Annotated in this window: 24 protein-coding genes; 12 read left to right on the plus strand and 12 right to left on the minus strand. The window is 62.9% G+C overall.

The features are described from left to right. Window positions 1–48: 48 nt before the first annotated feature. Window positions 49–462, minus strand: a complete 414-nt coding sequence (locus AC4BCN_RS01900; protein WP_034752801.1) for a CopG family transcriptional regulator — start codon at window positions 460–462, stop codon at window positions 49–51. A 278-nt stretch (window positions 463–740) separates the two neighbouring features. Between AC4BCN_RS01900 and AC4BCN_RS01905 the strand changes: the two genes are divergently transcribed. The 3 genes from AC4BCN_RS01905 to AC4BCN_RS01915 all read left to right on the plus strand — a co-directional run bounded on the left by AC4BCN_RS01905 (window position 741) and on the right by AC4BCN_RS01915 (window position 2,957). Beyond that, window positions 741–974 (plus strand): DUF1289 domain-containing protein, encoded by a 234-nt coding sequence (locus AC4BCN_RS01905; RefSeq protein ID WP_070304433.1) that lies wholly within the window; start codon window positions 741–743, stop codon window positions 972–974. A gap of 7 nt (window positions 975–981) precedes the next feature. After that, window positions 982–1,905 carry an MBL fold metallo-hydrolase gene (locus AC4BCN_RS01910; protein WP_490492453.1) on the plus strand — a complete coding sequence of 308 codons (924 nt, stop codon included), beginning with the start codon at window positions 982–984 and terminating at the stop codon, window positions 1,903–1,905. Between the two features lie 98 nt (window positions 1,906–2,003). Next, complete coding sequence (locus tag AC4BCN_RS01915; protein WP_034752807.1) at window positions 2,004–2,957, plus strand: NAD(P)H-dependent flavin oxidoreductase; 954 nt, start codon at window positions 2,004–2,006, stop codon at window positions 2,955–2,957. Window positions 2,958–3,063: 106 nt separating this feature from the next. Here AC4BCN_RS01915 and AC4BCN_RS01920 read toward each other — a convergent pair whose 3' ends face one another. From AC4BCN_RS01920 to AC4BCN_RS01960, 9 genes are all read right to left on the minus strand, one after another. Next, window positions 3,064–3,645 carry a hypoxanthine-guanine phosphoribosyltransferase gene (locus AC4BCN_RS01920; protein ID WP_099377742.1) on the minus strand — a complete coding sequence of 194 codons (582 nt, stop codon included), beginning with the start codon at window positions 3,643–3,645 and terminating at the stop codon, window positions 3,064–3,066. A gap of 76 nt (window positions 3,646–3,721) precedes the next feature. Beyond that, window positions 3,722–4,978 carry a phenylacetate--CoA ligase family protein gene (locus AC4BCN_RS01925; RefSeq protein WP_490492454.1) on the minus strand — a complete coding sequence of 419 codons (1,257 nt, stop codon included), beginning with the start codon at window positions 4,976–4,978 and terminating at the stop codon, window positions 3,722–3,724. Then, complete coding sequence (locus tag AC4BCN_RS01930) at window positions 4,975–5,334, minus strand: MmcQ/YjbR family DNA-binding protein (protein WP_128140763.1); 360 nt, start codon at window positions 5,332–5,334, stop codon at window positions 4,975–4,977. The genes AC4BCN_RS01925 and AC4BCN_RS01930 overlap by 4 nt, the downstream gene beginning before the upstream one ends. Before the next feature lie 16 nt (window positions 5,335–5,350). Continuing rightward, window positions 5,351–6,187: an ABC transporter ATP-binding protein gene (locus AC4BCN_RS01935; protein WP_058049338.1), complete on the minus strand. Its 837-nt coding sequence runs from the start codon at window positions 6,185–6,187 to the stop codon at window positions 5,351–5,353. Window positions 6,188–6,311: 124 nt separating this feature from the next. Beyond that, window positions 6,312–7,631 carry an ABC transporter substrate-binding protein gene (locus AC4BCN_RS01940; RefSeq protein ID WP_034752814.1) on the minus strand — a complete coding sequence of 440 codons (1,320 nt, stop codon included), beginning with the start codon at window positions 7,629–7,631 and terminating at the stop codon, window positions 6,312–6,314. A gap of 58 nt (window positions 7,632–7,689) precedes the next feature. Continuing rightward, the gene (locus AC4BCN_RS01945; RefSeq protein ID WP_490492455.1) at window positions 7,690–8,748 is read right to left on the minus strand and encodes a branched-chain amino acid ABC transporter permease; all 1,059 of its coding nucleotides are present in this window, start codon (window positions 8,746–8,748) and stop codon (window positions 7,690–7,692) included. 84 nt (window positions 8,749–8,832) lie between these two features. After that, window positions 8,833–9,729, minus strand: coding sequence for a branched-chain amino acid ABC transporter permease (locus AC4BCN_RS01950; protein ID WP_175444594.1), 897 nt, complete (start codon window positions 9,727–9,729; stop codon window positions 8,833–8,835). A 19-nt stretch (window positions 9,730–9,748) separates the two neighbouring features. Further along, entirely contained in the window at window positions 9,749–10,564 is an 816-nt protein-coding gene (locus AC4BCN_RS01955) for an ABC transporter ATP-binding protein (protein WP_034753577.1), read from the minus strand. A 14-nt stretch (window positions 10,565–10,578) separates the two neighbouring features. After that, a complete protein-coding gene (locus AC4BCN_RS01960; RefSeq protein ID WP_490492456.1) occupies window positions 10,579–12,510 on the minus strand; it encodes an AMP-binding protein in 1,932 nt (643 codons plus the stop codon). A 180-nt stretch (window positions 12,511–12,690) separates the two neighbouring features. Between AC4BCN_RS01960 and AC4BCN_RS01965 the strand changes: the two genes are divergently transcribed. Genes AC4BCN_RS01965 through AC4BCN_RS01995 form a run of 7 tightly spaced genes read left to right on the plus strand, consistent with a single transcriptional unit; the run spans window position 12,691 to window position 18,382 of the window. Then, on the plus strand, window positions 12,691–13,389 hold the full coding sequence (locus tag AC4BCN_RS01965) for a Crp/Fnr family transcriptional regulator (protein ID WP_034752824.1): 699 nt from the start codon (window positions 12,691–12,693) through the stop codon (window positions 13,387–13,389). Then, window positions 13,376–14,095 (plus strand): hypothetical protein, encoded by a 720-nt coding sequence (locus AC4BCN_RS01970; RefSeq protein WP_490492457.1) that lies wholly within the window; start codon window positions 13,376–13,378, stop codon window positions 14,093–14,095. The genes AC4BCN_RS01965 and AC4BCN_RS01970 overlap by 14 nt, the downstream gene beginning before the upstream one ends. 30 nt (window positions 14,096–14,125) lie before the next feature. Beyond that, on the plus strand, window positions 14,126–15,937 hold the full coding sequence (locus tag AC4BCN_RS01975; protein WP_490492458.1) for an aminopeptidase P family protein: 1,812 nt from the start codon (window positions 14,126–14,128) through the stop codon (window positions 15,935–15,937). Next, entirely contained in the window at window positions 15,937–16,185 is a 249-nt protein-coding gene (locus tag AC4BCN_RS01980) for a hypothetical protein (protein WP_034752831.1), read from the plus strand. Before AC4BCN_RS01975 ends, AC4BCN_RS01980 begins: the two co-directional genes overlap by 1 nt. Then, entirely contained in the window at window positions 16,186–16,926 is a 741-nt protein-coding gene (locus AC4BCN_RS01985; protein WP_092713279.1) for an MgtC/SapB family protein, read from the plus strand. A gap of 16 nt (window positions 16,927–16,942) precedes the next feature. Continuing rightward, window positions 16,943–17,530: a DUF924 family protein gene (locus AC4BCN_RS01990; protein WP_490492459.1), complete on the plus strand. Its 588-nt coding sequence runs from the start codon at window positions 16,943–16,945 to the stop codon at window positions 17,528–17,530. Between the two features lie 9 nt (window positions 17,531–17,539). After that, a complete protein-coding gene (locus AC4BCN_RS01995) occupies window positions 17,540–18,382 on the plus strand; it encodes a Rossmann-like and DUF2520 domain-containing protein (protein ID WP_070304440.1) in 843 nt (280 codons plus the stop codon). A 1-nt stretch (window position 18,383) separates the two neighbouring features. Here the strand turns inward: AC4BCN_RS01995 and AC4BCN_RS02000 are convergent, their stop codons facing one another. Next, window positions 18,384–19,838 carry a sensor domain-containing diguanylate cyclase gene (locus AC4BCN_RS02000; RefSeq protein ID WP_490492460.1) on the minus strand — a complete coding sequence of 485 codons (1,455 nt, stop codon included), beginning with the start codon at window positions 19,836–19,838 and terminating at the stop codon, window positions 18,384–18,386. A 267-nt stretch (window positions 19,839–20,105) separates the two neighbouring features. On the opposite strand from AC4BCN_RS02000, the gene AC4BCN_RS02005 reads away from it, so the two are divergent. Further along, the gene (locus AC4BCN_RS02005; RefSeq protein ID WP_490492461.1) at window positions 20,106–20,468 is read left to right on the plus strand and encodes a hypothetical protein; all 363 of its coding nucleotides are present in this window, start codon (window positions 20,106–20,108) and stop codon (window positions 20,466–20,468) included. A 15-nt stretch (window positions 20,469–20,483) separates the two neighbouring features. Here AC4BCN_RS02005 and AC4BCN_RS02010 read toward each other — a convergent pair whose 3' ends face one another. Continuing rightward, window positions 20,484–21,065, minus strand: coding sequence for a putative pterin-binding protein (locus AC4BCN_RS02010; protein WP_490492462.1), 582 nt, complete (start codon window positions 21,063–21,065; stop codon window positions 20,484–20,486). Window positions 21,066–21,300: 235 nt separating this feature from the next. Here AC4BCN_RS02010 and AC4BCN_RS02015 point away from each other — a divergent pair, with 235 nt between their 5' ends. Further along, complete coding sequence (locus AC4BCN_RS02015; protein ID WP_034752848.1) at window positions 21,301–21,882, plus strand: porin family protein; 582 nt, start codon at window positions 21,301–21,303, stop codon at window positions 21,880–21,882. The last annotated feature ends 38 nt before the right edge of the window (window positions 21,883–21,920 follow it).

Genomic DNA, 21,920 nt, shown 5'->3' on the forward strand with positions numbered 1-21,920 from the left:
CCTTAACGGTGCCGCGTATCGGCCGGGTCATCGCCGCGAACCAATACGCTAGTGAATTCGCCCTGCGAGCGCCGTCTTGACGACGGTGCTGGCGTGCAGGGCACCTAATACGAAAATCGACTCGATGGTGGCCAGTGCCAGTTCCACGGAGACGTCGCTGGCGATACTGGCCAGTCCCAGCACCTGTATCTGCAGGCGCTGGCCGGCTGCCTGGATCGCTTCCAGGTCGGCGCGCGAGTAATGCTGCATGCCCAATACCAGGCTTTTACGGGCGACGGTTTGTTTCACCACGTCGGCGTGCGTACCCAGTTGGTTGCGTATGGCCGTACGGATCAGATCCGTACGGTTGGAATAAAATCCCTCCTGGACCAGCAGATCGATCTGCCCCAGGTCGATCAAGCCGAGGTTGATCGTGATTTTCTCGGATTCCCCAATTTTGGGCTTGCTGTCTTGCTTGGCCATATCTCTCCATAAACTCCACGTGGCATCCATTTGCCATCTGTATGGATGGTAGTATAGTTGTGTAATATCTCAAGTCAAGCAGGATCTGGCCTGATCATGTTGTAGGACGGGCACCCGCAGAGTGAGAATGCAGCGCAAAATAAATTTCCGGAAGATGCGTTTTTGATCATTTGTACTCTGGAAAATATATTCACAGAAACATTGCATGCCGACGCCGCCGACTCGCCGGTGCCGTTTCGCGGCATAATGAAAGCCTCCACGTTTACCGATGCCGCTTCATGATGGTCGCTACCCCACCTCCGCCAGCCGTTCCGCTTCCCTTGCCGTCGCCGGTACCGTCGCCCTGCGTCAGCCTGTGCAAGATGAACCGTAACAGCGGCTTGTGCGAAGGCTGTTTGCGCACGCTCGACGAGATCATCGCCTGGAGCAAGGCCGACGACGACTTCAAGCGCGCCGTGTGGGCCGAATTGCCAGGACGCGAATCCCTGCTCGATTTCGAGCCCGACTACTGAGGAAGCCATGCCGCGATCGCCAGCGCTGTTCCCCGATGCCATGCAGGTGTTCGAACGTGGCTGGCTGTCATCGAACAACATCCTGTTCCTGGGCCGGGAGGACACGACCCTGATCGACAGCGGCTATGTCACACATGCGCCGCAAACCCTGGCCCTGCTGCGCCATAGCCTTGCCGGCCGTCCGCTGGACCGCCTGTTCAACACCCACCTGCATTCCGACCATTGCGGCGGCAACGCGCTGCTGCAAGAGGAGTACGGCTGCCATACGGCCATTCCCGTGTCGGAAGCGGACAAGGTGCGCGCCTGGGATGTCGACGCCCTCAGCTTCCAGGCCACGGGCCAGCAATGTCCGCGCTTCGGCTTTGATACCACCATCTCGCCCGGCGACACGTTGACCTTGGCCGACATGCGCTGGCAAGCGCTGGGCGCACCGGGCCACGATCCGCACTCGCTGATTTTTTACTGCGCCGACGAGGGCATCCTGATCTCCGCCGATGCGTTGTGGGAAAACGGTTTTGGCGTGATCTTCCCCGAACTCGATGGCGGCTCCGGCTTTCTGGAAGCGCGCGCCACCCTCGATCTGATCGCCGGTCTGGACGTGCGCGTGGTGATCCCCGGCCACGGGCGGCCGTTTCAGGATGCGGACGGCGCCCTGCAGCGCGCCTATTCGCGCCTCGATTACCTGGCGTCCGATCCCGTGCGCAATGCGCAGAACGCCGTAAAAGTGCTGCTGAAATTCCTGCTGCTGGAACGCCAGCGCATCGCCCTCGCCGAGATACCGGCTCTGCTGCGCGGCATGCCCGTCTTCGAAGAGGCCAACCGGCGCTTCCTGCGCCAGGAGGCGGCCGCGCTGGCCGAGTGGGCTGTTTCCCAGTTGATGCGGGCCACGGCCGCGCGCATCGAGGGTGAGTACTTGCTTAACGAGGGTTGAAACACAGTCGCGATAAATTCAGCACGATCGTACTTTTTCTGAACTATAATCAACCTCAGTGTGTTTCTCATCCCGATCAACTTTCCAGCGAGTCCGCCATGGCATTGCCTGTTGCGTTGCAAAACCTCTCCTTACCCGTTATCGCTTCGCCGATGTTCATCGCCAGCGGCCCGGCCCTCGTCGCTGCGCAGTGCAAGGCCGGCATCGTCGGGTCCTTCCCGGCCCTGAACGCGCGTCCCGCCGAATTGCTCGACACGTGGCTTACGGAGCTGCAGGCCGAACTGGCCGCCTTCCAGGCCGCCAATCCGGACAAGAAAGTCGGGCCGATCGCCGTCAACCAGATCGTGCACCAGTCGAACGACCGCCTCGCGCATGACGTGGAAGTGTGCGTGAAACACCAGATCCCCATCATCATTTCCTCGCTGCGCGCGCCGCCCAAGGAAATGCTCGACGCCATCCACAGCTACGGCGGCATCGTGCTGCACGACGTGATTTCGATCCGCCACGCGAAAAAGGCGCTGGAAGCCGGTGTCGATGGCTTGATCCTGGTGGCCAGCGGCGCCGGCGGCCACGCGGGCACCCTGTCGCCATTCGCGCTGGTGGGTGAAGTGCGCAAATTCTTCGATGGTCCGCTGGCGCTGTCCGGCTCCATCGCCACGGGCGACGCCGTGCTGGCCGCGCAAGCGATGGGCGCGGACTTTGCCTACATCGGCTCGCGCTGGCTGGCAACCAAGGAATCGAACGTCAGCGACGGCTACCGCGACGCCATCGTCGATTCCAGCGCGGCGGACATCGTCTACACGAACCTGTTTACTGGCGTGCACGGCAATTACCTGAAAAAATCGATCGAAGCGGCCGGACTCGATCCGGAAGCCTTGCCCGAAGCGGACAAGAGCGCGATGAATTTCGGATCGGGCAGCGCCAAGGCCTGGCGCGACATCTGGGGCGCGGGCCAGGGCGTGGGCTTGATGGATGACGTGCCGAGCGTGGAAGAGATGGTGGCGCGCCTGAAAGCCGAATACGATGCGGCGCGCGCGCGGTTGAAGCTGTAACACTGGTGGTAGTTGTCGGATTACGGCCTTTGGCCTAATCCGACCTACGCCACCGGGCACTGGTAGGTCGGATTAGCGCGCAGCGCGTAATCCGACAACACCTCCATCACTCCTGCTTCAAATCCTCAGGCTTGATGGCCCACAGCCCCGGCAGGTTGCGCCAGTAGCCATACGCATCCATGCCGAAGCCGACGACGAAGCGGTTCGGTATCACCAGGCCGACGATGTCGGCTTGCACGGGCTTTTTCTTGCCGATGGCCTTGTCGGCGAACACGGCCAGGATGACTTCCGAAGCGCCCATGTCCAGCAAGCGCTGCTTGACGTGCGCCAGGGTTTCGCCTTCGTCGAGAATATCGTCGAGCACGATGACGGTGCGGCCCGCGACGTTCGAGCGGGGGATGACTTTCCACACTACTTCGCCGCCCTTGTCGTCGTCGCCGTAGCGGCTCACGTGGATGTAGTCGAATTCGAGCGGAAAGCTCAGTTGCGGCAGCAGGTTGCCCGTAAATACGACGGCGCCGCCCATCACGCCCAGCACCAGCGGGAATTCTTTCGAGTCCTCGGCGTTGAAGCGCGTGTTGAGCACATCGGCCATGCGCGTGATCGACGCCTGCACGGCGTCTTGGTCGAACAGCAGTTCCGCGTTCTTGATCAGGTCACGGGCACGATTGTGATGAAATTCTTGCATGGACTCTTGCATGGCGATGAATGGGGCTGATGATGAATGCGGGTATTATCCCGCAAACGCCATCCGTGCGCTACGCCTAGCTGTAATCGCGCACGTCGTCGATTATTTTCCCATCCTGTGCCAGGCTGCCCACGGCCACCAGCACCACGTCTCCGCGCAGCTTGGTCAGTTCGCGGATCGAGCCGATGATGGCCTCGGTGCCGCTGGCGTCATGGGGATTGTCGACTTCGCAATGCAACGCCATCTCGTCGTTGGCCATGCGTCCCGATACCACCAGCCGCGCCTTCTTGATTTGCGGGTGGCGGCGCGCGATTTCATGCACCTGCGATGGATGCACGAACATGGCGCGCACCTTGGTGGTTTGATCGGCGCGTCCCATCCAGCCTTTGATGCGCGTATTCGTGCGCCCGCACGGTGACTCAGGTGTATCGACCAGCACGGCCGACAGATCGCCCGTGGCAAAGCGGATCAGCGGGTAGTCGGCATTGAAGACGGTGACGACGACTTCGCCCACTTCACCCGGCGCGACGGGAATGCCGCTGCCCGGATGGACGATTTCCAGCAGTATGTTTTCGTCAACGACCATGCCCGGATTGAGCTTGCCATTGCTGGCCGTCTCATAGGCGATGCTGCCGATATCGGCCGAGGCATAGGTCTGGAACACGTGCGGCACGCCGTTCGCGGCAAACCAGCTGCGCAGGGATTCGGGCAAGGCTTCGGCGCCCATCACGGCCTTGGTGACGCTGCTGATGTCGGCGCCCATTTCGCGCGCTTTTTCGATGATCAGTTTTAAAAATGACGGCGTGCCGATATACGTATCCGGCTTCAGGTCGACCATCGCCTGCACCTGCATTTCCGTCTGGCCGATGCCGGCCGGGATAACGGTGCAGCCGATGCGCGCGGCGCCGCCTTCGACCATGAAGGCGGCCGGCGTGAAGTGATACGAAAAGCAGTTCTGCAGCAAGCCGCCGGCGCGCACGCCGGCCGCATACATGGGCCGCGCGAAGCGCCACCAGTCGGGGCCGCGGCCTTCCGGATCGAAGATGGGACCGGGCGAGACGAAGACGCGCGACAGGGCGTTCTTCGGCGTCGTGTTCAAGCCGCCGAACGGCAGCGCGTCGTGCTGCAATTGCTTGAGGTCGGACTTGCGCGTGACGGGCAGCTGCGCCAGCGCGGCGCGGCTGGTGATGTCGGCCGCGTTGACGCCATCGAGGATGCGGGCCCAGCCCGGCGCCTGTTGCGCGCGCGCGATCAACTGCGGCAGGCCGGCCATCAATTCGCGTTCGCGCGCTTCGGGGGCGCGTGCTTCCAGACTGTCGAGCGTATCGGTCATGTTGCGGATTCTCCAATGTCACGTTGCATTTTTTTCGTCAGCCCCGCAAAAATCAGGCTGTATGAGCGGTGCAGCAGGGCTGTCATTTCGTCGTCGTCGAGGGCGTCGGGGCTGGCGACCAGCACCCATTTGGCCCGCGCCAGGTAGGGTGCCGGGCGAAAGCCGGGGCGGTCCGTCAGTTCCAGGAAGCGCTCCGCATCGACCTTGAAGCTCATGCCGCGCGTGCTGTGCGCTTCCGCGCCGCATAGGGCGAATAGCTTGCCACCGACAGAAAACGCCAGCACGTTGCTCCACTTGATGTCTTCGGTCGCGCCGGGAAAGCCGCGGCACACTTGCTTCGCCCGTTCCAGGTCCATGACGGCAGCTCCGATATCAGGCCAGCCAGCGCTTGCGGCGGCGGTAGAACTTCATGTCGCGGAAGCTCTTGCGCCCGGCGCTGGACACGCCCAGGTAAAACTCTTTGACGTCTTCGTTGCTGGCCAGTTCCTGCGCTTGCCCTTCCATCACAACTCTGCCGTTTTCCAGGATGTAGCCGAAGTCGGCGTAGCGCAGCGCCACGTTGGTGTTCTGTTCGGCCAGCAGGAAAGAGACGTTTTCCTTGTGGTTCAAATCCTTGACGATGCCGAAGATCTCTTCGACGATCTGCGGCGCGATGCCCATCGACGGCTCGTCCAGTAAAATCATCGACGGCTTGGCCATCAGCGCGCGGCCGATGGCGCACATCTGCTGTTCGCCGCCCGAGGTGTAGCCGGCCTGGCTGCTGCGCCGCGTTTTCAGGCGCGGAAAGTAGTGGTAGACCTTGTCCAGCGCGTCTTTCAGTTCGCCGCGCGACAGGCTGCGCGTGTAGGCGCCCGTCAGCAGGTTTTCCTCGATGGTCAGGTGGCCGAAACAGTGGCGCCCTTCCATCACTTGCGACAGGCCCCGCTTGACCAGTTCATTCGGCGTCAATTGGTCCACGCGCTCGCCCTTGAACTGGACTTCGCCCTTGGTGACGTCACCGCGTTCGCCGCGCAGCAGAGTCGAGATGGTTTTCAGGGTGGTCGACTTGCCGGCGCCGTTGGCGCCCAGGAGCGCCACGATCTTGCCCTGCGGGACTTGCAGCGACACGCCCTTCAGGACCAGGATCACGTGGTCGTAGATGACTTCGATATTGTTCACCGACAGGTAAGGCGGCGCGGTGTCCGGTGTTTGCGTGGCAGTGGGTGTCATGGCTGCTTCGTTTTCATGTGATGTTGGTGCTTGTCGGATTACGCTACGCTAATCCGACCTACGTGGATGCGGCGTAGGTCGGATTAGGCCGCAGGCCGTAATCCGACACCACCCCGAAAGCCGCTTACTTCATGCACGCCGGCGTGATCTTTTTCTCTTCGGCGTACTTGCCCGACGATTCCTCGACCAGTTTGCGCACCAGGGCCTTGTCGCCGACGATCCACTTCGGCGTGATGGCGGTCCACTTCTTGCCATCCCACTGCTGTACTTTCACGGCGCCCGAGCCTTCATGGTCGTCGCAGCTGGTTTTCACGGTCGGGAACATGCCCAGCGCGCCGACGGCCTTCTGGCGCGCATCGTCGACGTTCAGGTTTTCCAGGCCCCAGCGCATTTGCTCGCCCGTGATCGGTTTGCCCTTGCCGAATTTTTCCTGCGCCACGCGGATCGCTTCGACCCACAGGATGCCGGCCGTCACGCCGCGCATGTGGTAGACGGAGCCGATGCGCGACTGGTCGGACAGGTTGCCCTTGCCTGACGCGTAGAGTTTCTTGCGGATGTCGTCGAGCACGGGGTAGTTGCCCGGCGTATTGAACGTCATCGCCGTGTAGCCCTTGGCCGCGTCACCCGATGGAATCGTGTCTTCCTCGGAGCCGGCCCACCAGACGCCCAGCATTTTGTCGCGCGGGAAGCCGTTGCGCTGCGCCGTCTTGATGGCGACGGAGTTCATCACGCCCCAGCCCCACAGGATCACGTGGTCCGGCTTGGCCTGGCGGATTTGCAGCCATTGCGATTGCTGTTCGCTGCCTGGCGGCGCGACGGGAATTTTCACCAGCTCGAAGCCGTACTGTTTCGACAGCGCTTCAAGCACCGGCAGCGGCTCCTTGCCGAAGGCCGAATCGTGGTACAGGTGGACGATCTTCTTGCCCTTCAGCTTGTCCATGCCGCCATCCTTGTCTCCCAGGTACTTGATCATGGCGGCGGCCTGGCTCCAGTAGCTGGAGATCAGCGGATACACATATGGGAAGACCTTGCCGTTGGCGGCGTCCGAGCGGCCGTAGCCGATCATCGTCATGGGGATCTTGTCTTGTGCCACGCGGTCGAGAATGCCGTAGGCGACGCCCGTGGACAGGGTTTCGACCAGGGTGGCGCCGCCCTGCTTGGTTTTCAGGCGTTCATAGCATTCCACGCCGCGCGACGGGTTGTATTCGGTTTCGCATTCTTCCCAGCTGATTTTCACGCCATTGACGCCGCCGGCCTGATTGACCAGGTTGAAGTAATCGATGATGCCGCCGTAGAAACCGGAGCCGCCGGCCGCGTACGGGCCCACGCGGTAGGACGGCAGGGCGATGTACTGTTCCTTGTCCTGCGCTTGCGCGCTGCCGGCCATGGTGAGTGCGGCACTGGCGATGGCGGCGGCCAGCATGAGCGATTTGATGTGTTTCATTGTGTGTCTCCTCTTGTTTTATTTGGTATTCAAGTGAACCGACATCGACTGCAAAAACTTAGTGTGGGAAGGGCCAGAGTCTCAGCTTTTCCTTCGCGATCTGCCACAGCCTGGCCAGGCCGTGCGGCTCGACGATCAGGAAGAAAATGATCAGCGCGCCGAACACCATCAGTTCCAGGTTCGAAGCCACGCTGGTCGGCAATGCCAGGCCATGCGCGATGGTGTTCAGGAAGACGGGCAGCAGCACGATGAAGGCCGCGCCGAGGAAGGAACCGAGAATCGAACCGACGCCGCCGATGATGATCATGAACAGGATGCGGAAGGACAGGTCCAGGTTGTACGCTTCCGGTTCCACCGTGCCCAGGTAGGCATACGCATACAGGGCGCCGGCCACGCCGCAGTAGAACGAGCTGACGGCAAATGCCAGCAGCTTGGTGCGCATCAGTCTGAAACCGATCACTTCGGCCGCCATGTCCATGTCGCGCACGGCCATCCACGAGCGGCCCACGTTCGAGCGGATCATGTTCTTTGCCAGCAGCGCCATGCCGGTGACAATCGCCAGCACCAGCAGGTATTTGCTTTGCGGCGTGTCGAACTGGTAGCCGAGGATGGTCATCTTCTGCACCGTGATCACGCCCGAGGAGCTGTAGTTGGTCAGATACGGAATCTTGGTCAGGCACCAGACGACAAAGAACTGTGTCGCCAGGGTGGAGGCGGCCAGATAAAAGCCGCGGATGCGCAAGGAGGGCAGGCCGAAGGCGATGCCCACCATGGCCGCGCACAGGCCGCCGAGGATGAAGGACACGAGCAGCGGCAAGCCAGGCAGGCGGGCCATGAAGTTATACGAGGCAAAGGCGCCCACGGCCATGAAGGCGGCCGTGCCCAGCGACAGCTGGCCCGCGTAACCGGTCAGGATGTTCAGGCCCAGCGCCGCCAGGGCGAAGATCAGGAAGGGGATCAGGATCGCCGACAGCATGTAGGGCGAGGCGAAATACGGCAGGAGGAAGACGGCGACGAGCAGCGTGGCCGTCAGCGCCAGGCGGTCTTGCCTGATCGGGAAAATCTGGTTGTCAGCCTGGTAGCTGGTCTTGAATTGTCCTGCTTCACGGTAAATCATGGCGTGGTCCTTTACTGGCTGTTTGGGGTGTTGTCGGATTACGCGCCTTCGGCTAATCCGACCTACGGTGCTGTGACGGTGGCCTTATATTCGGCGGATGATCTTCTCGCCGAACAGGCCTTCCGGACGCACCAGCAGGAACAGCAGGGCCAGCACATACGGGAACCAGCCTTCGATGCCGCCGCCCACCATGGGACCGAGGTAGACTTCGGCCAGCTTTTCCGACGCGCCGATGATCAGGCCACCGACGATGGCGCCCGGCACCGACGTAAAGCCGCCGAGGATCAGCACCGGCAGCGCTTTCAGGGCGATGAAGGTGAGGGCGAACTGCACCCCGTTGCGCGCGCCCCACAGCAAGCCGGCCACCATCGCCACCAGGCCCGCCACGCCCCACACGACGGCCCAGATGCGCTGCAGCGGGATACCCACGGCCAGCGCCGCCTGGTGATCGTCGGCGACGGCGCGCAGGGCGCGGCCCACTTTGGTTTTCGAGAAGAGCAAGGCCAGGCAGATCACCAGCAGCGCGCAGATGCCGGCCGCCACCACGTCGAACTGCGAGATGATGATGTTGAAATGGTCCATCAGGAAGGGCATCGGCACGTCTTCGATGGGCAGGTCCAGCTTGTGCACCTGCGAGCCCCACATCAGCTGCGCCAGGCCTTCGATGAAGAAGGTGAGGCCGATGGTGGCCATGAACAGCGTGATTTCAGGCTGGTTGACGAGAGGGCGCAGCACGACTTTTTCAATCGCCATGCCCAGCACGATCATCGTTACCATCGTCAGCGGGATGGCCAGCCACAGCGACAGGCCGAACTTGTCCATGATGCCGACGCAGGTGAGGGCGGCGAAAAACACCATCGCTCCCTGCGCGAAGTTGAACACGCCCGAGGCCTTGTAGATCAGGACGAAGCCGATCGCCACCAGCGCGTACATGACGCCCGACAGCAGGCCGCCGATCAGCACTTCAAAGAAAAAATTGATATTCATTGCTATTCCTCGTCTAGTGCGCCACGCCGAGATAGGCGTTGATGACATCCTGGTTGCTGCGCACCTCGTCGGGCGTGCCGTCGCCGATCTTCTTGCCGTAATCGAGCACCACCACGCGGTCGGAGATATCCATCACCACGCCCATGTCGTGTTCGATCAGCACGATGGTCGTGCCCAGCTGGTCGTTGACGTCGAGGATGAAGCGGCACATGTCCTGCTTTTCTTCCACGTTCATGCCGGCCATCGGTTCATCGAGCAGCAAAATTTCCGGTTCGGCCACCAGCGCGCGGCCCAGCTCCACCCGTTTTTGCAGGCCGTAGGGCAGGCGCCCCACGGGCGTCTTGCGGATGGCCTGGATTTCCAGGAAGTCGATGATCTCCTCGGCCTTCTTGCGGTGCTCGATTTCCTCGCGCCGCGCCGGGCCCCAGTACAGGGCTTGCAGCAGGAAATTCGACTTCATCTTGAGGTTACGCCCCGTCATGATGTTGTCGAGCACCGTCATGCCCTTGAACAGGGCGATGTTCTGGAAGGTGCGCGCGATGCCGGACTTGGCGGCCGCGTAGCAGTCCATGCCGCGCCGGTGCTCGCCGCGGTAGATGATTTCGCCCTGCTGCGGGCGGTACACGCCATTGATCACGTTCAGCATCGAGCTTTTGCCGGCGCCGTTCGGGCCGATGATGGCGCGGATTTCATGCTGCTTCACGTCGAACGAGATGTCGGTCAGCGCTTTCACGCCGCCGAACGACAGCGAGATATTCTTCAGGTCGAGGATCACGGGGCCCGCCTTGCGGGCCGTGCCGAAATGGGCGTCGGGTTCGTTCATTTGCATCGTGCTGTGCTCCATCATGCGGCCAGGCCCTGGGGCCGGTACGTTTTGCTGTCCCAGATCTGCAGGTCGGCGCTGGTCGAACCGGTGCGGCCATCCTCGAATTTCACCTGGGTCTCGATGTATTGCGTTGTCTTGCCTTCATACAGGGCAGAAATGAGCACCGCGTACTTTTCGGCGATGAATTTGCGGCGTACCTTGCGCGTGCGCGTCAGCTCGTCGTCGTCCGGGTCGAGTTCCTTGTGCAGCACGAGGAAGCGGTGCACCTGCGTGCGGTCCATCAGCGGATCGGCCGCCAGCTCCGCGTTGACCTGCTCGATGCAGTCGCGGATCAAGCCATAGGTCTCGGCGCGCGCCGCCAGGTCCGTGTAGCCGGAGTAGGCGATGCCGCGCCGCTCGGACCAGTTGCCCACCGCTTCGATGTCGATGTTGATGAAGGCGCACACCTGGTCGCGCGCATGGCCGAAGGCCACCACTTCCTTGATGAAGGGGAAGAACTTGAGCTTGTTTTCGATGTAGTTGGGCGCGAACATGGCGCCGCAATTCATCTTGCCCACGTCGGCCGCGCGGTCGATGATTTTCAGATGGCCTTCGCTGTCGAACACGCCCGCGTCGCCCGTATGGAAGTAGCCGTGATCGTCGATCACTTCGGCCGTGGCGTCAGGACGCTTGAAGTAGCCGCTCATGGTGGCGGGCGACTTGACCAGCACTTCGCCATTGGCCGCCAGCTTGACTTCCACGCCCGGCGCGGGCAAGCCGACGCTGTCGAACTTGATATTGCCGTCCGGTTGCAGACACACATAGGCGCAGGTTTCGGTCGAGCCGTACAGCTGCTTGAGGTTGACGCCGATGGAGCGGTAGAAGCGGAACAGGTCGGGGCCGATGGCGGCGCCGGCCGTGTAGGCGACGCGCACGCGCGACAGTCCCAGCACGTTTTTCAGGGGGCCGTAGACGAGCAGTTCGCCCAGCTTGTAGCTGAGGCGGTCCGCCAGCGGCACGGGCTTGCCGTCCAAAATCTGCGCGCCGCAGCGCTTGGCCACGTCCATGAAATGGCTGAACATGTGGCGCTTGATGCTGCTCGCGTCTTCCATGCGTATCATCACGCTGGTGAGCATGTTCTCGAACACGCGCGGCGGCGCAAAGTAGCAGGTGGGGCCGATTTCGCGCATGTCGATCATCACCGTGTCGCCCGATTCGGGGCAGTTGACGGTGAAGCCGGCCACCATGGCCTGCGCCAGCGAGAACAGGCAGTCGCCGACCCACGCCATGGGCAGGTAGGACAGGATGTCTTCATTGTCGGTGAGCTTGTCGAAGGCGACGCCGCCTTCGCCGGCTGCCAGCAGTGCCGTATGGCTCTGGCACACGCCTTTCGGCTTGCCCGTGGTGCCCGAGGTGTACAGGATCACGGCCGAGTCGCTGCCTTGGCCCGCTGCCACGGCGGCGTCGAAAAAGCCCGGATGTTCGCGGTCATAGGCCCGGCCCAGCGTTTGCAGGGCGGCAAAGGACGTCAGCTCCGGCTGGCGGTAATGGCGCATGCCGCGTTCATCGTCATAGGCGATGTGGGCGACGTGCGGATACAGGGCCTTGAGTTCGAGCAGCTTGTCGACCTGCTCCTGGTCTTCGACGATGGCGTAGCGGATTTCCGCATCCTGCAGCACGTAGGCCATGTCGGCGGCGGGCGCGTCCTGGTACAGTGGCACGGGCACGCCGCCCAGGCTTTGCGCGGCCAGCATGGCCCAGTACAGGCGGGGACGGTTGTCGCCGATGATGGCCAGGTTCATGCCGCGCTGGAAGCCGATGGCGGCCAGGCCACAGGCCAGCGCGCGCACTTCCTCGTTCACCTCGGACCAGGTCCAGGTTTGCCAGATGCCCAGGTATTTTTCGCGAAACGCGGGCTTGTCGGACCGTACTGTCCCGTGTTGCAATAAGCGCCGCGGAAAAGTCGGCATTGCTGCTGTGGTATTCGTTTGCACCAGTGTCTCCCTGTTGCTTGTCTCAGGCCCCACCTCGTTGGATGGCGCTCTGTGTTTTTTATGTGTAAGGCGTTTGTGCAATGATAGTAGCTTGCGTTAGTTTGCCAAGTTGTCTTTTCGGGGACATTTACCCACTTTTCGATGGTGCATCGCACAATGATCAATCCTGATATCAGCCTCAAGGATGCCGTGCGCGCGGCCCACTGGGCGCAGCTGCTCGACCCCGTGCAAATGGCACGGGTCGAGGCCGATGTGTTCGAGACTTTCGTGCCGAAAGGCGGCTTTGTCTGCCGCAAGGGCGAGCCGGTGGACAACTGGATCGGCGTCATCAGCGGCATGGTCAAGATGAATAATTTTTCCGCTTCCGGCAAGGCCATGACGTTTACGGGCTTGTCACCGGGCAGCTGGTTTGGCGAAGGTTCGCTGCTCAAGCGCGAGATGCGCAAATACGACACCATCGCCGTGCGCGATACGCGCGTGGCGCGCCTGCCTGCCAGCACCTTCCACTGGCTGCTGGAAACGAGCCTGCCATTCACGCGCTTCCTGCTGATGCAGCTCAACGAGCGCCTGGGCCAGTTCATCGGCATGATGGAAAACGAGCGCCTGCTCGACCTGAACACGCGCGTGGCGCGCTGCCTGGCGTCGATGTTCCATTCGCATCTGTACCCAAGCGTGGACACCCTGGTGCAACTGTCGCAGGAAGAAATCGGCCTGCTGTCCGGTTCCTCGCGCCAGCGCGCCAACCAGGCCTTGCAGGTGCTGGAAAAAAAAGGTTTATTGCGCCTCGATTACGGCGGCATCCGCGTGCTGGACCTGGAAGGCTTGCGCCGCTACGAGGCCGATGATGGAGACTGAGGTGTCGATGGATGACGTACGGCACTTGACGGAGCAGCACTACCAGTCATTCCTGCAGGCGCGTCTGGCTGGCGCCAAGGCGCTGGCGCGGCTGGATGCTGCCATGCAGGCACGCCACGCCTTGCTGCCGATGCCGCTGACCTTGCGCGAACTGGCCTTGCTGCCGCAACTGTGCGATGCCTCCCTGCTGGCGCTGGCCGGTTCGCCCCATAGCAGCTTCTGGAACCGCAACAGTATCGGCGAGGCGGATCCCGCGATGGTGCTGGCCGACGATGCGGCGTATATCGATTTTGCGCGCACGATACTGGAACAGGCGGCTGCGCATATCGCCGCCATCCATGACGGCCAGCTGCCGTATGCAGCCGATGCCGCCTTTGCCACGGCAGATTCCGGCGTGCTGGCGCGTGCCGCGCGGGTCGCCGCCTATCGTGATGATGCCTGGTTCGCGCCCGTGATCGCCGTCTTGCTGCCTTTGGCATGCGTGGCGCCCGGCACGGCAAAAAGCGCGCCGTCGCAATCGCTGGCGATGGCGCTGGGCCATGCGGTGGAAACCATCCCCACGCCCGAAAGCTTGCTGGCCTTGCGCACGGCGCTGGCGCAGGTGCGCCATGCGGGCATCCGCAAGAAGCTGGAACGCAATCTGAAACCGGCCGAACGGGCGTGGCGTGCGTGCAGTGCATTAGCCGGCCTAATCGGAGTATCATGATCGCTTCCCAGCACAGCCCTTTTCGCCGCCATGCAGACATCCGCTCAAGCTAATCCCGCCTCCCGTTTGACCTTGCTGCGCAGCGCCATGCGCGCGCAGCATATCGATGCCCTGATCGTGCCATCGGCCGACCCGCATTTGTCCGAGTACCTGCCGGCGCGCTGGCAGGGCCGTGAGTGGCTGTCGGGCTTTACGGGTTCCGTCGGCACCCTGGTCGTGACGCAGGATGTCGCCGGCGTGTGGACCGATGGCCGCTACTGGGAACAGGCGGAAGACGAGCTGGCCGGCAGCGGCATCGTTCTCAAAAAAATCCCGTCCGGCGCCAGCGTGCTGTATATCGACTGGCTGGGCGAGACCATGCAGCCGGGGCAGACGGTGGCCGTCGACGGTGCCGTGCTGGGCCTGGCCAATGCGCGCCTGCTGCAGCAGGCGCTGGGTGAGCAAGTGACCCTGCGCACGGACACCGACGTGCTGCAAGCCGTCTGGCCCGATCGCCCGGCCATGCCGGCCGCGCCCGTGGTTGAACATGCTGCCGCCTATCCGTCGCTGTCGCGCACGCAGAAACTGGCGGCCCTGCGCGCCGGCATGGCCGCCCACGGCGCCAGCCACCATGTGATTTCCACGCTCGACGACATCGCGTACCTGTTCAACCTGCGCGGCGCCGACGTCAGTTACAACCCCGTCTTCCTCGCGCATGCGCTGGTGGGACCGGAGCGCGCCACCCTGTTCGTCGCCGAAGGCAAGCTGCCCGCCGCGCTGCGCGCCACCCTGGAGAGCGAGGGCGTGGACGTGGCCGCGTATGACCGCACGGCGGCCGCACTGGCCGCCTTGCCGGCCGGCGCCAGCTTGCTGCTCGATCCGCGCCGCATCACGTTCGGCACGCGCCAGGCCGTGGCCGATGGCGTGCGCGTGGTGGAAGCTATCAACCCGACCACCCTGGCCAAGTCGCGCAAGACGGACGGCGAAGCGGCCCACGTGCGCGCCGCCATGGAGCAGGATGGCGCCGCCCTGTGCGAGTTTTTCAGCTGGCTGGACGGCACCCTGGCCGACCCGCAGCGCGCGCCGTTGACGGAAATCGGCGTTGACGAACACCTGACGGCTGCCCGCGCCCGCCGCGCGCACTTTGTCAGCCCCAGCTTCGGCACCATCGCCGGCTTCAATGCGCATGGCGCCATCATGCATTACCACGCCCATGCGGATACTGCGGCCACCATCGAAGGCGACGGCTTGCTGCTGATCGACTCGGGCGGCCAGTATTGGGGCGGCACCACGGACATTACGCGCGTGGTCCCCGTCGGCACGATCACGGCCGGGCACAAGCGCGATTTCACCCTGGTCTTGCGCAGCATGATCGCCCTGTCGCGCGCGCAGTTCCCGCGCGGCGTGAAGTCGCCCATGCTCGACTCTATTGCCCGCGCACCGCTGTGGGCCGAAGGCATCGACTTTGGCCACGGTACGGGCCACGGCGTGGGATTTTTCCTCAATGTCCATGAAGGACCGCAATCGATTTCCCAGTCCGCCATGCCGGAGCCGCAGACGGCCATGGAAGCGGGCATGATCACCTCCATCGAGCCGGGCATTTATCGCCCCGGCCAGTGGGGCATCCGCATCGAGAACCTGGTGCTGAATGTGCCCGCAGAGACGACACAGTTCGGCGAATTCCTCCGCTTCGAAACCTTGACCCTTTGCCCGATCGATACGCGCTGCGTGGAACGCTCGCTGTTGCGCGACGACGAGGCGGCCTGGCTCAACGATTATCACGCCACCGTGCGCGCGCGCCTGGCGCCGCACCTGGCCGGCGATGCGCTGGCGTGGCTGGAACAGCGCACGGGAGCCATCTGATGCGCTCGACCCGCGCCACGTCCGCCATCGAGCGGCTCAAGGAACGCACCGGCAACCGCCTCTACACGATGGCGCGCACGGGCGATGAACTGTTTTTCCTCACCGAAGGTCCCGGCTTGCCGCCTTTGTGCCCGCCGCTGGAACTCGATGCCTTTGTCGCCTTCGTCAATGGCCTGGGACCGCAAAAGGCGCGCCGCGTCAGCAAGCTCGACGTGGCGTTTGAAAAGCAGCTGACGAAAAAGCCCTAAATGCCGACCATCGACTTCCTGCGCGCCTACTGGTCGCCGGCCGAGCTGGCGACGAATGGCGTGATCCTGCTGAACCTGCTCGGTGCGCTGCTGCTGGGTTTGCTGGTGGGTTACGAGCGTTCGTATCACGGGCGCGCGGCGGGCATGCGCACCTACAGCCTGGTCTGCATGGCCTCGGCGGCGCTGACAGTGCTGGGCGGCTATCCGGAGTTCTGGTACGGCGGCCATGGCGCCATCGTCGGCAGCGACCCCACGCGCGTGATCCAGGGCATCGTCACGGGCGTGGGTTTTCTCGGCGCCGGTGTCATCATGCGCGAGGGTTTCAATATCAGCGGCCTGACGACGGCCGCCTCGATCTGGGCTTCGTCCGTGATCGGCATCATGGTTGGCATCGGCTTTTATCTGTCGGCCATGGGCCTGGCCTTTTTGTGCGCGATGGCGATGATTTTTCTGTCAAAATTGGAGAACTGGCTGCCGTCGCGCCACGCGGTGGCCATCACCATGCGCTTCAAGCAGGGGTTCATTCCCCGCGAAGATGCGCTGCGGCGCATGGCCGCCAAGCGCGGCTACGACATTGCCGGCGGCTCACTGACCATCGGCAGCAACGACGGCATGCAGGAATGGCGCTTTGTCGCCATCGCGCATGGCAAGAACACGGGCGCCAGCCTGTCGGCCATGTCGGCCGAACTGGCCGCCTTCGAAGGCATCGCCGGCTTCCAGCTGTCGCATGCCCGCAATTGATCTGGATGCTGAGAGGATGGACATGGATGCACAGGCCCAAGAGGTACTCGATTTCTGGTTCCTGCCGCCGGATAACCCAGACTATGGCCAGTCGCGTGCGGAATGGTTCCGCAAGGATGACGCTTTTGACGCGCAGATACGCGCGCGTTTCGGTGCGCTGATCGATGCCGCCATCGACGGCGGTTTGCGCGCGTGGGATGCGACGCCGCACGGCGCGCTGGCGCGCCTCATCGTGCTCGACCAGTTTACGCGCAATGTGTATCGCGGCACGCCGCGCGCCTTTGCCGGCGATGCTCAGGCGCTGGCGCTGGCCATCGCCTTGACGCAAGCGGGGCAGGACCGCCAGCTGCCGCCGATGCTGCGCGCTTTTGCCTACCTGCCGTTCGAACATGCGGAAGACCTGGCCATGCAGGCGCGCGCCGTCGAGCTGTTCCAGCTGCTGTCGCAGGCGCAGCCCGGTTTTGACGGCATGCTCGACTACGCCGAGCGCCACCAGGAAGTCATCGCCCGCTTTGGCCGTTTCCCGCACCGTAACGCCATCCTCGGCCGCGCGTCCACGCCGCAAGAGCTGGAATTTTTGCGCCAGCCGGGATCGAGTTTTTAGAAAATCATCATGAACGTCACACTCAATATCATCGGCGCCGGCCACGTGGGCCGTGTGCTGGGCAGGCTGTTTGCGCAAACCGAGGGGACGCATGGTGGAAAAATCCTGGTGCAGGATGTGCTGACACGGTCGATGGCCTCGGCGCAGGCGGCCGTGGCTTTCATCGGCGCCGGCACGCCCGTCGACAGCTATGCGGCCTTGCGCCACGCCGACGTCACCATGCTGGCCGTCTCCGACGACCAGATCGGTCCGGCCTGTGCGGCGCTGGTGGCCGAAGGACGGCAGGCGGGCGCCATCGTGTTTCACTGCAGCGGCGCGCTGGCCTCGAACGTGCTGCTGGCGGCTACGCAGGCCGGCGCGTTTGTCGCCAGCGCCCACCCGATCCGCAGCTTTGCCGATCCGGCACAGGTGGCCGCCACCTTTGACGGCACGTTTTGCGGCGTGGAAGGCGACCCGCTGGCGCTGGCCTTCCTCACGCCCGCCTTGAATGCCATCGGCGCGCGCCCCGTGCCCATCGATCCGGCCGCCAAGACCCTGTATCACGCCGCTGCCGTCTTCGCCAGCAATTACCTGGTGACGGTGCTCGACGCGGCCTTGCGCGCGTATCAGGCGGCCGGCATTCCCGAGCCGGTGGCGCGCGAACTGGCGCAGCCGCTGGTGACGGAAGCGGTGGCCAATGTATTCCGCCTGGGCGCCGCGCCAGCGCTGTCCGGCCCCATCGCACGCGGCGATTCTGCCACCGTGCAACGCCAGCAGCTGGCGGTGCAAAGCTGGGATGCCGCCACTGGCGAGCTGTACCGCGCGCTGGTGGCGCCCACGCAGGACCTGGCCAGGCGCAAGCGCGGCGGATGACTCAGGCGGCGTGCACGCCATTGCGGCCGTGATGCTTGGCCTGGTACAAGGCGCTGTCGGCGCGTGAAAAGAAGGCCGATTCGCTTTCCTCCGGCCTGTACTCGGCCACGCCCAGGCTGATCGTCACGGGTAGCTGCGGCGCGGGCAGGCCGAAATCGTGGCCTTCGATGGCGGCGCGCAGGTTTTCCGCCACTTCCGCCGCTTGCGCCAGGCTGCAGTTATTCAGCAGTACCAAATATTCCTCGCCGCCCCAGCGCGTGATGACGTCGCTTTCGCGCACGGTGGCGCGCGCCACGTCGGCCACGCCTCGGATGACCTTGTCGCCCCACAGGTGGCCGTGCGTATCGTTGACGCGCTTGAAGAAATCGATGTCGAAGAGTATGGCGGACATCGGCTGTTCGTTGCGTCTGGATAGGAGCATGGCGCGCTGGAACAGCAATTCCAGCGATTGGCGGTTCAATAGCCCGGTCAGCGCATCCGTCGAGGCGATGCGCTCGATGCGGCGCTGGTAGCGGTTCACCGTCAGCAAGGTCAGCAGCAGGACCAGCACGGTCACGCCAAAGCTGATGGCCAGGTTGAAGATGAACACGCGCTGCAGCGACTGGACTTCGTCGCTGACATTCTGCTCGACCACCAGATACCAGCCCAGTTCGGGGATGAAACGCGAATTGACGAGGATTTCCGCGCGGCCCAGCTGGTACGACAGATGCGTCGGTTCGCTCCGGTGGTTGATGATCTGCTCGGCAATGGCGCGCACGCCGGGCAGGCTGCGGATATTGCCGCGCCCGTTGCGCATGGTCTTGCCCGCCAATACCAGCGTGCCGGCGGCATCGACAAAATAGATGTTGCGGTGGAAGCGCGCCTGGTAGCGGTCGATGATGTGGCTCATGGTGTCCAGAGTCAGGCCGATGCCGGTGGCGCCGATGAACTGGCCGTCGTAGTCAACCACGCGGTGGTTGATGAAGATGGTCATGCTGTCGCGGTTGGCCATGTCGATGTCGACATTCGTTTCATAATCGGTCTTGTCCATGGCGCGCACGCGGTAGTACCAGATGTCGCGCGTCGCCTGCGGGCTGACGGATTTCAAGGTGCCTTCCGCATAGTAATATTTGCTGCTCTTGTCCGAGACGAGAAAGCTGGTGATGGCGCCGTACTTCTTCTTGACCTCGGCCAGGTAGCGCACGATCTGCTCCGGCTTGTTTTCGCCGGCCAGTATCCAGTCGCGCACGAAGGTGTCGTGCGCCATCAGCGAGGAAATGAAGACGGGGCGCAGCATGTCCTTCTGGATCTCCGAATAAATATTGTCGCCCGTCAGCGGCAAGGTCTGGTCGGCGATGCCGTGTTCGATGGCCTGGCGCGAGGCCAGGTAGCTGGCCAGGCTGGTCGCCATGAAGCCCGCCCCCAGGATCAGGGTCAGGAGGATGAGCAGGCGGTATTTGATCGACAGAAGACGCATGGAGACGAGGGGAGTGGCCGGCGGGAAGGCTATCGTGACGCAAGCCAAAAGTATGCAGCAGGGCGGGTATTGGCGCAATGATAACTGGTTTTATTGATAATTTACCCTGGCGAACGCGACAAGATAACCACGACTTACCAAATAAAAGTGCCGATTTGTCGACAAAGATGCCAATTAGCAATAAGATTTGACGAGGGGAATCATTGCGCACCGCCCCTGTCTTGCCGCCCGTTTCAGGCGCAGGATATTACGCGCAGGGAGTGTTGCATGTTATTTTTAAAGAGTACGTCCGTCAGCAAGGCCCCCGGCATCTACGAGGTCGACATCGCCGCCAAGCCGCCTGGCAAGACCTTCGGCATTTTTCTCGCCACCGATCCCGACCATCCGCCATCAGCCTTGCTGGGGCAATTGAAGGCGCTCGGCTTCGAGAACACCTATAGCTCGCCCTACCTGCACAAGGACGGGGGCAAAGTGCTGGATCTGCATTTCCAGAAGGATGGCACGGATATCTTCAAGGGCTGGAAGACCGAGGAGTGCACGCAGAACGTGGCGGCCATCACGGCGCTGTTCGAAGAGCATGGCATCGTTATCGCTCCGAGGGTGATGTCGATGGCGGAAGCCTACGCATAATCTGCCTCAACCGCCTCAGCCTGTCTCCACGCCGATGTGATACAGCGCCCACGGGCAGTTGGCGTAGCGTTCGGCCAGGGGCAGAGCCGCCACGGCCGCGATGCGGTCCGCATCGTGGATCGCCCATAGCGGCCCCAGCCCGCCCAGCGCCATCGCCTGCCCGTCCAGGTGGGTGGCGACAATAAAACGCTGCGCGCGCGCCTGCGCCATGGTCAGCGCCGCCGCATAGCCATCGACGGCGCGCAGCAGCAAGCGAATCTCACCTTCCTCGGGCGCGCCCGCCGCCTTCAATACATCGACCAGCAACGGCCCGCGCAAGGCATGCGCCTTGCCGTCGTATTCCAGGGTGGGGTGGATCGTGCGCGCCGGCAGGTTCGCCAGCGCCGCAAAGTCGAATGCCCGCGCCCGCTCAAAACTGATCTTTTGCTTGTGCATCATCTGGTCGCGCACGGCGTCGAACGGACCCCGGTTCGGCTTGTCGATGCTGCCCGTGACGGTCAGCAAGGCCGGACCGCGCAGGCCGGCGGGTGCCGCCCGGGCGATGGCGGGCAGGGCCGCGCCGGCCATGGCGGCGGCGAGAAACTGGCGTTTATGCATGCACTTCTCCTCTGACTGAAAATCGATAATGTTCTTAAGTCTATCTTAAGTTCGCTCAACGTTGCGCATTTTACGGTTATTGTCAGTTTGGAGTCTCGACTTACATCTTGTCACAGTTCTTACGGAATGATGAAAGACGTAGCTTTTTTCGGCTGTTATTGTGTCCTCATCGCACTTCGCTGAACTGCGAATCCAGGCATGAATCTAGGAACATCCACCAATTAAGAGAGAGAACATGATGAAGAAGAAAATCCTGTTTGCAATGATCGCTTCCGTTACCGCACTGACCGGCATGAGCGCCGCACACGCCGAAGGCGCCTATGTGGGTGCCGGCGTCACGGGCAACCGTTATAACTTCGATATTCCTGGCGCCACCAGCGCCGATAATCACAGCGGCTACAAGGCAGGCGCCAAGATCTTCGCCGGTTACGATTTCGATAAAACCTGGGCGGTCGAGGGCGGTTATGCCGATTTCGGCAGCAAGGATTACAGCTATGTCACCGGCGCCGGCAACGGTTCCGTGAAAAGCGATTCGCACGGCTACTACCTGGCCGGCAAGGCCACCATGCCCGTGACCGACAAGGTCGGCGTGTTCGGCAAGCTCGGTGTGGCCAAGGTCAAGAATAGCTTGAGCGGCACGGGCTTGTCGACCGGCATCAGCGGCAACGACAAGACGGGCGTGTACGCTTCCGTCGGCGCCCAGTACGCGATCAACGAGAAAGTCTCGCTGACGGCGGAAGTGGAACACTTCGGCAAGAGCGCCGACCAGGGCCGCAAGGCTACGGGCCTGGCTTTAGGCGCACGCTACAACTTCTAATCACCTGGAAGTTTGCTGAAAAAAAAGGCAGTTACCGC

This window comes from Janthinobacterium sp. Bl 1 (genome assembly GCF_058215535.1).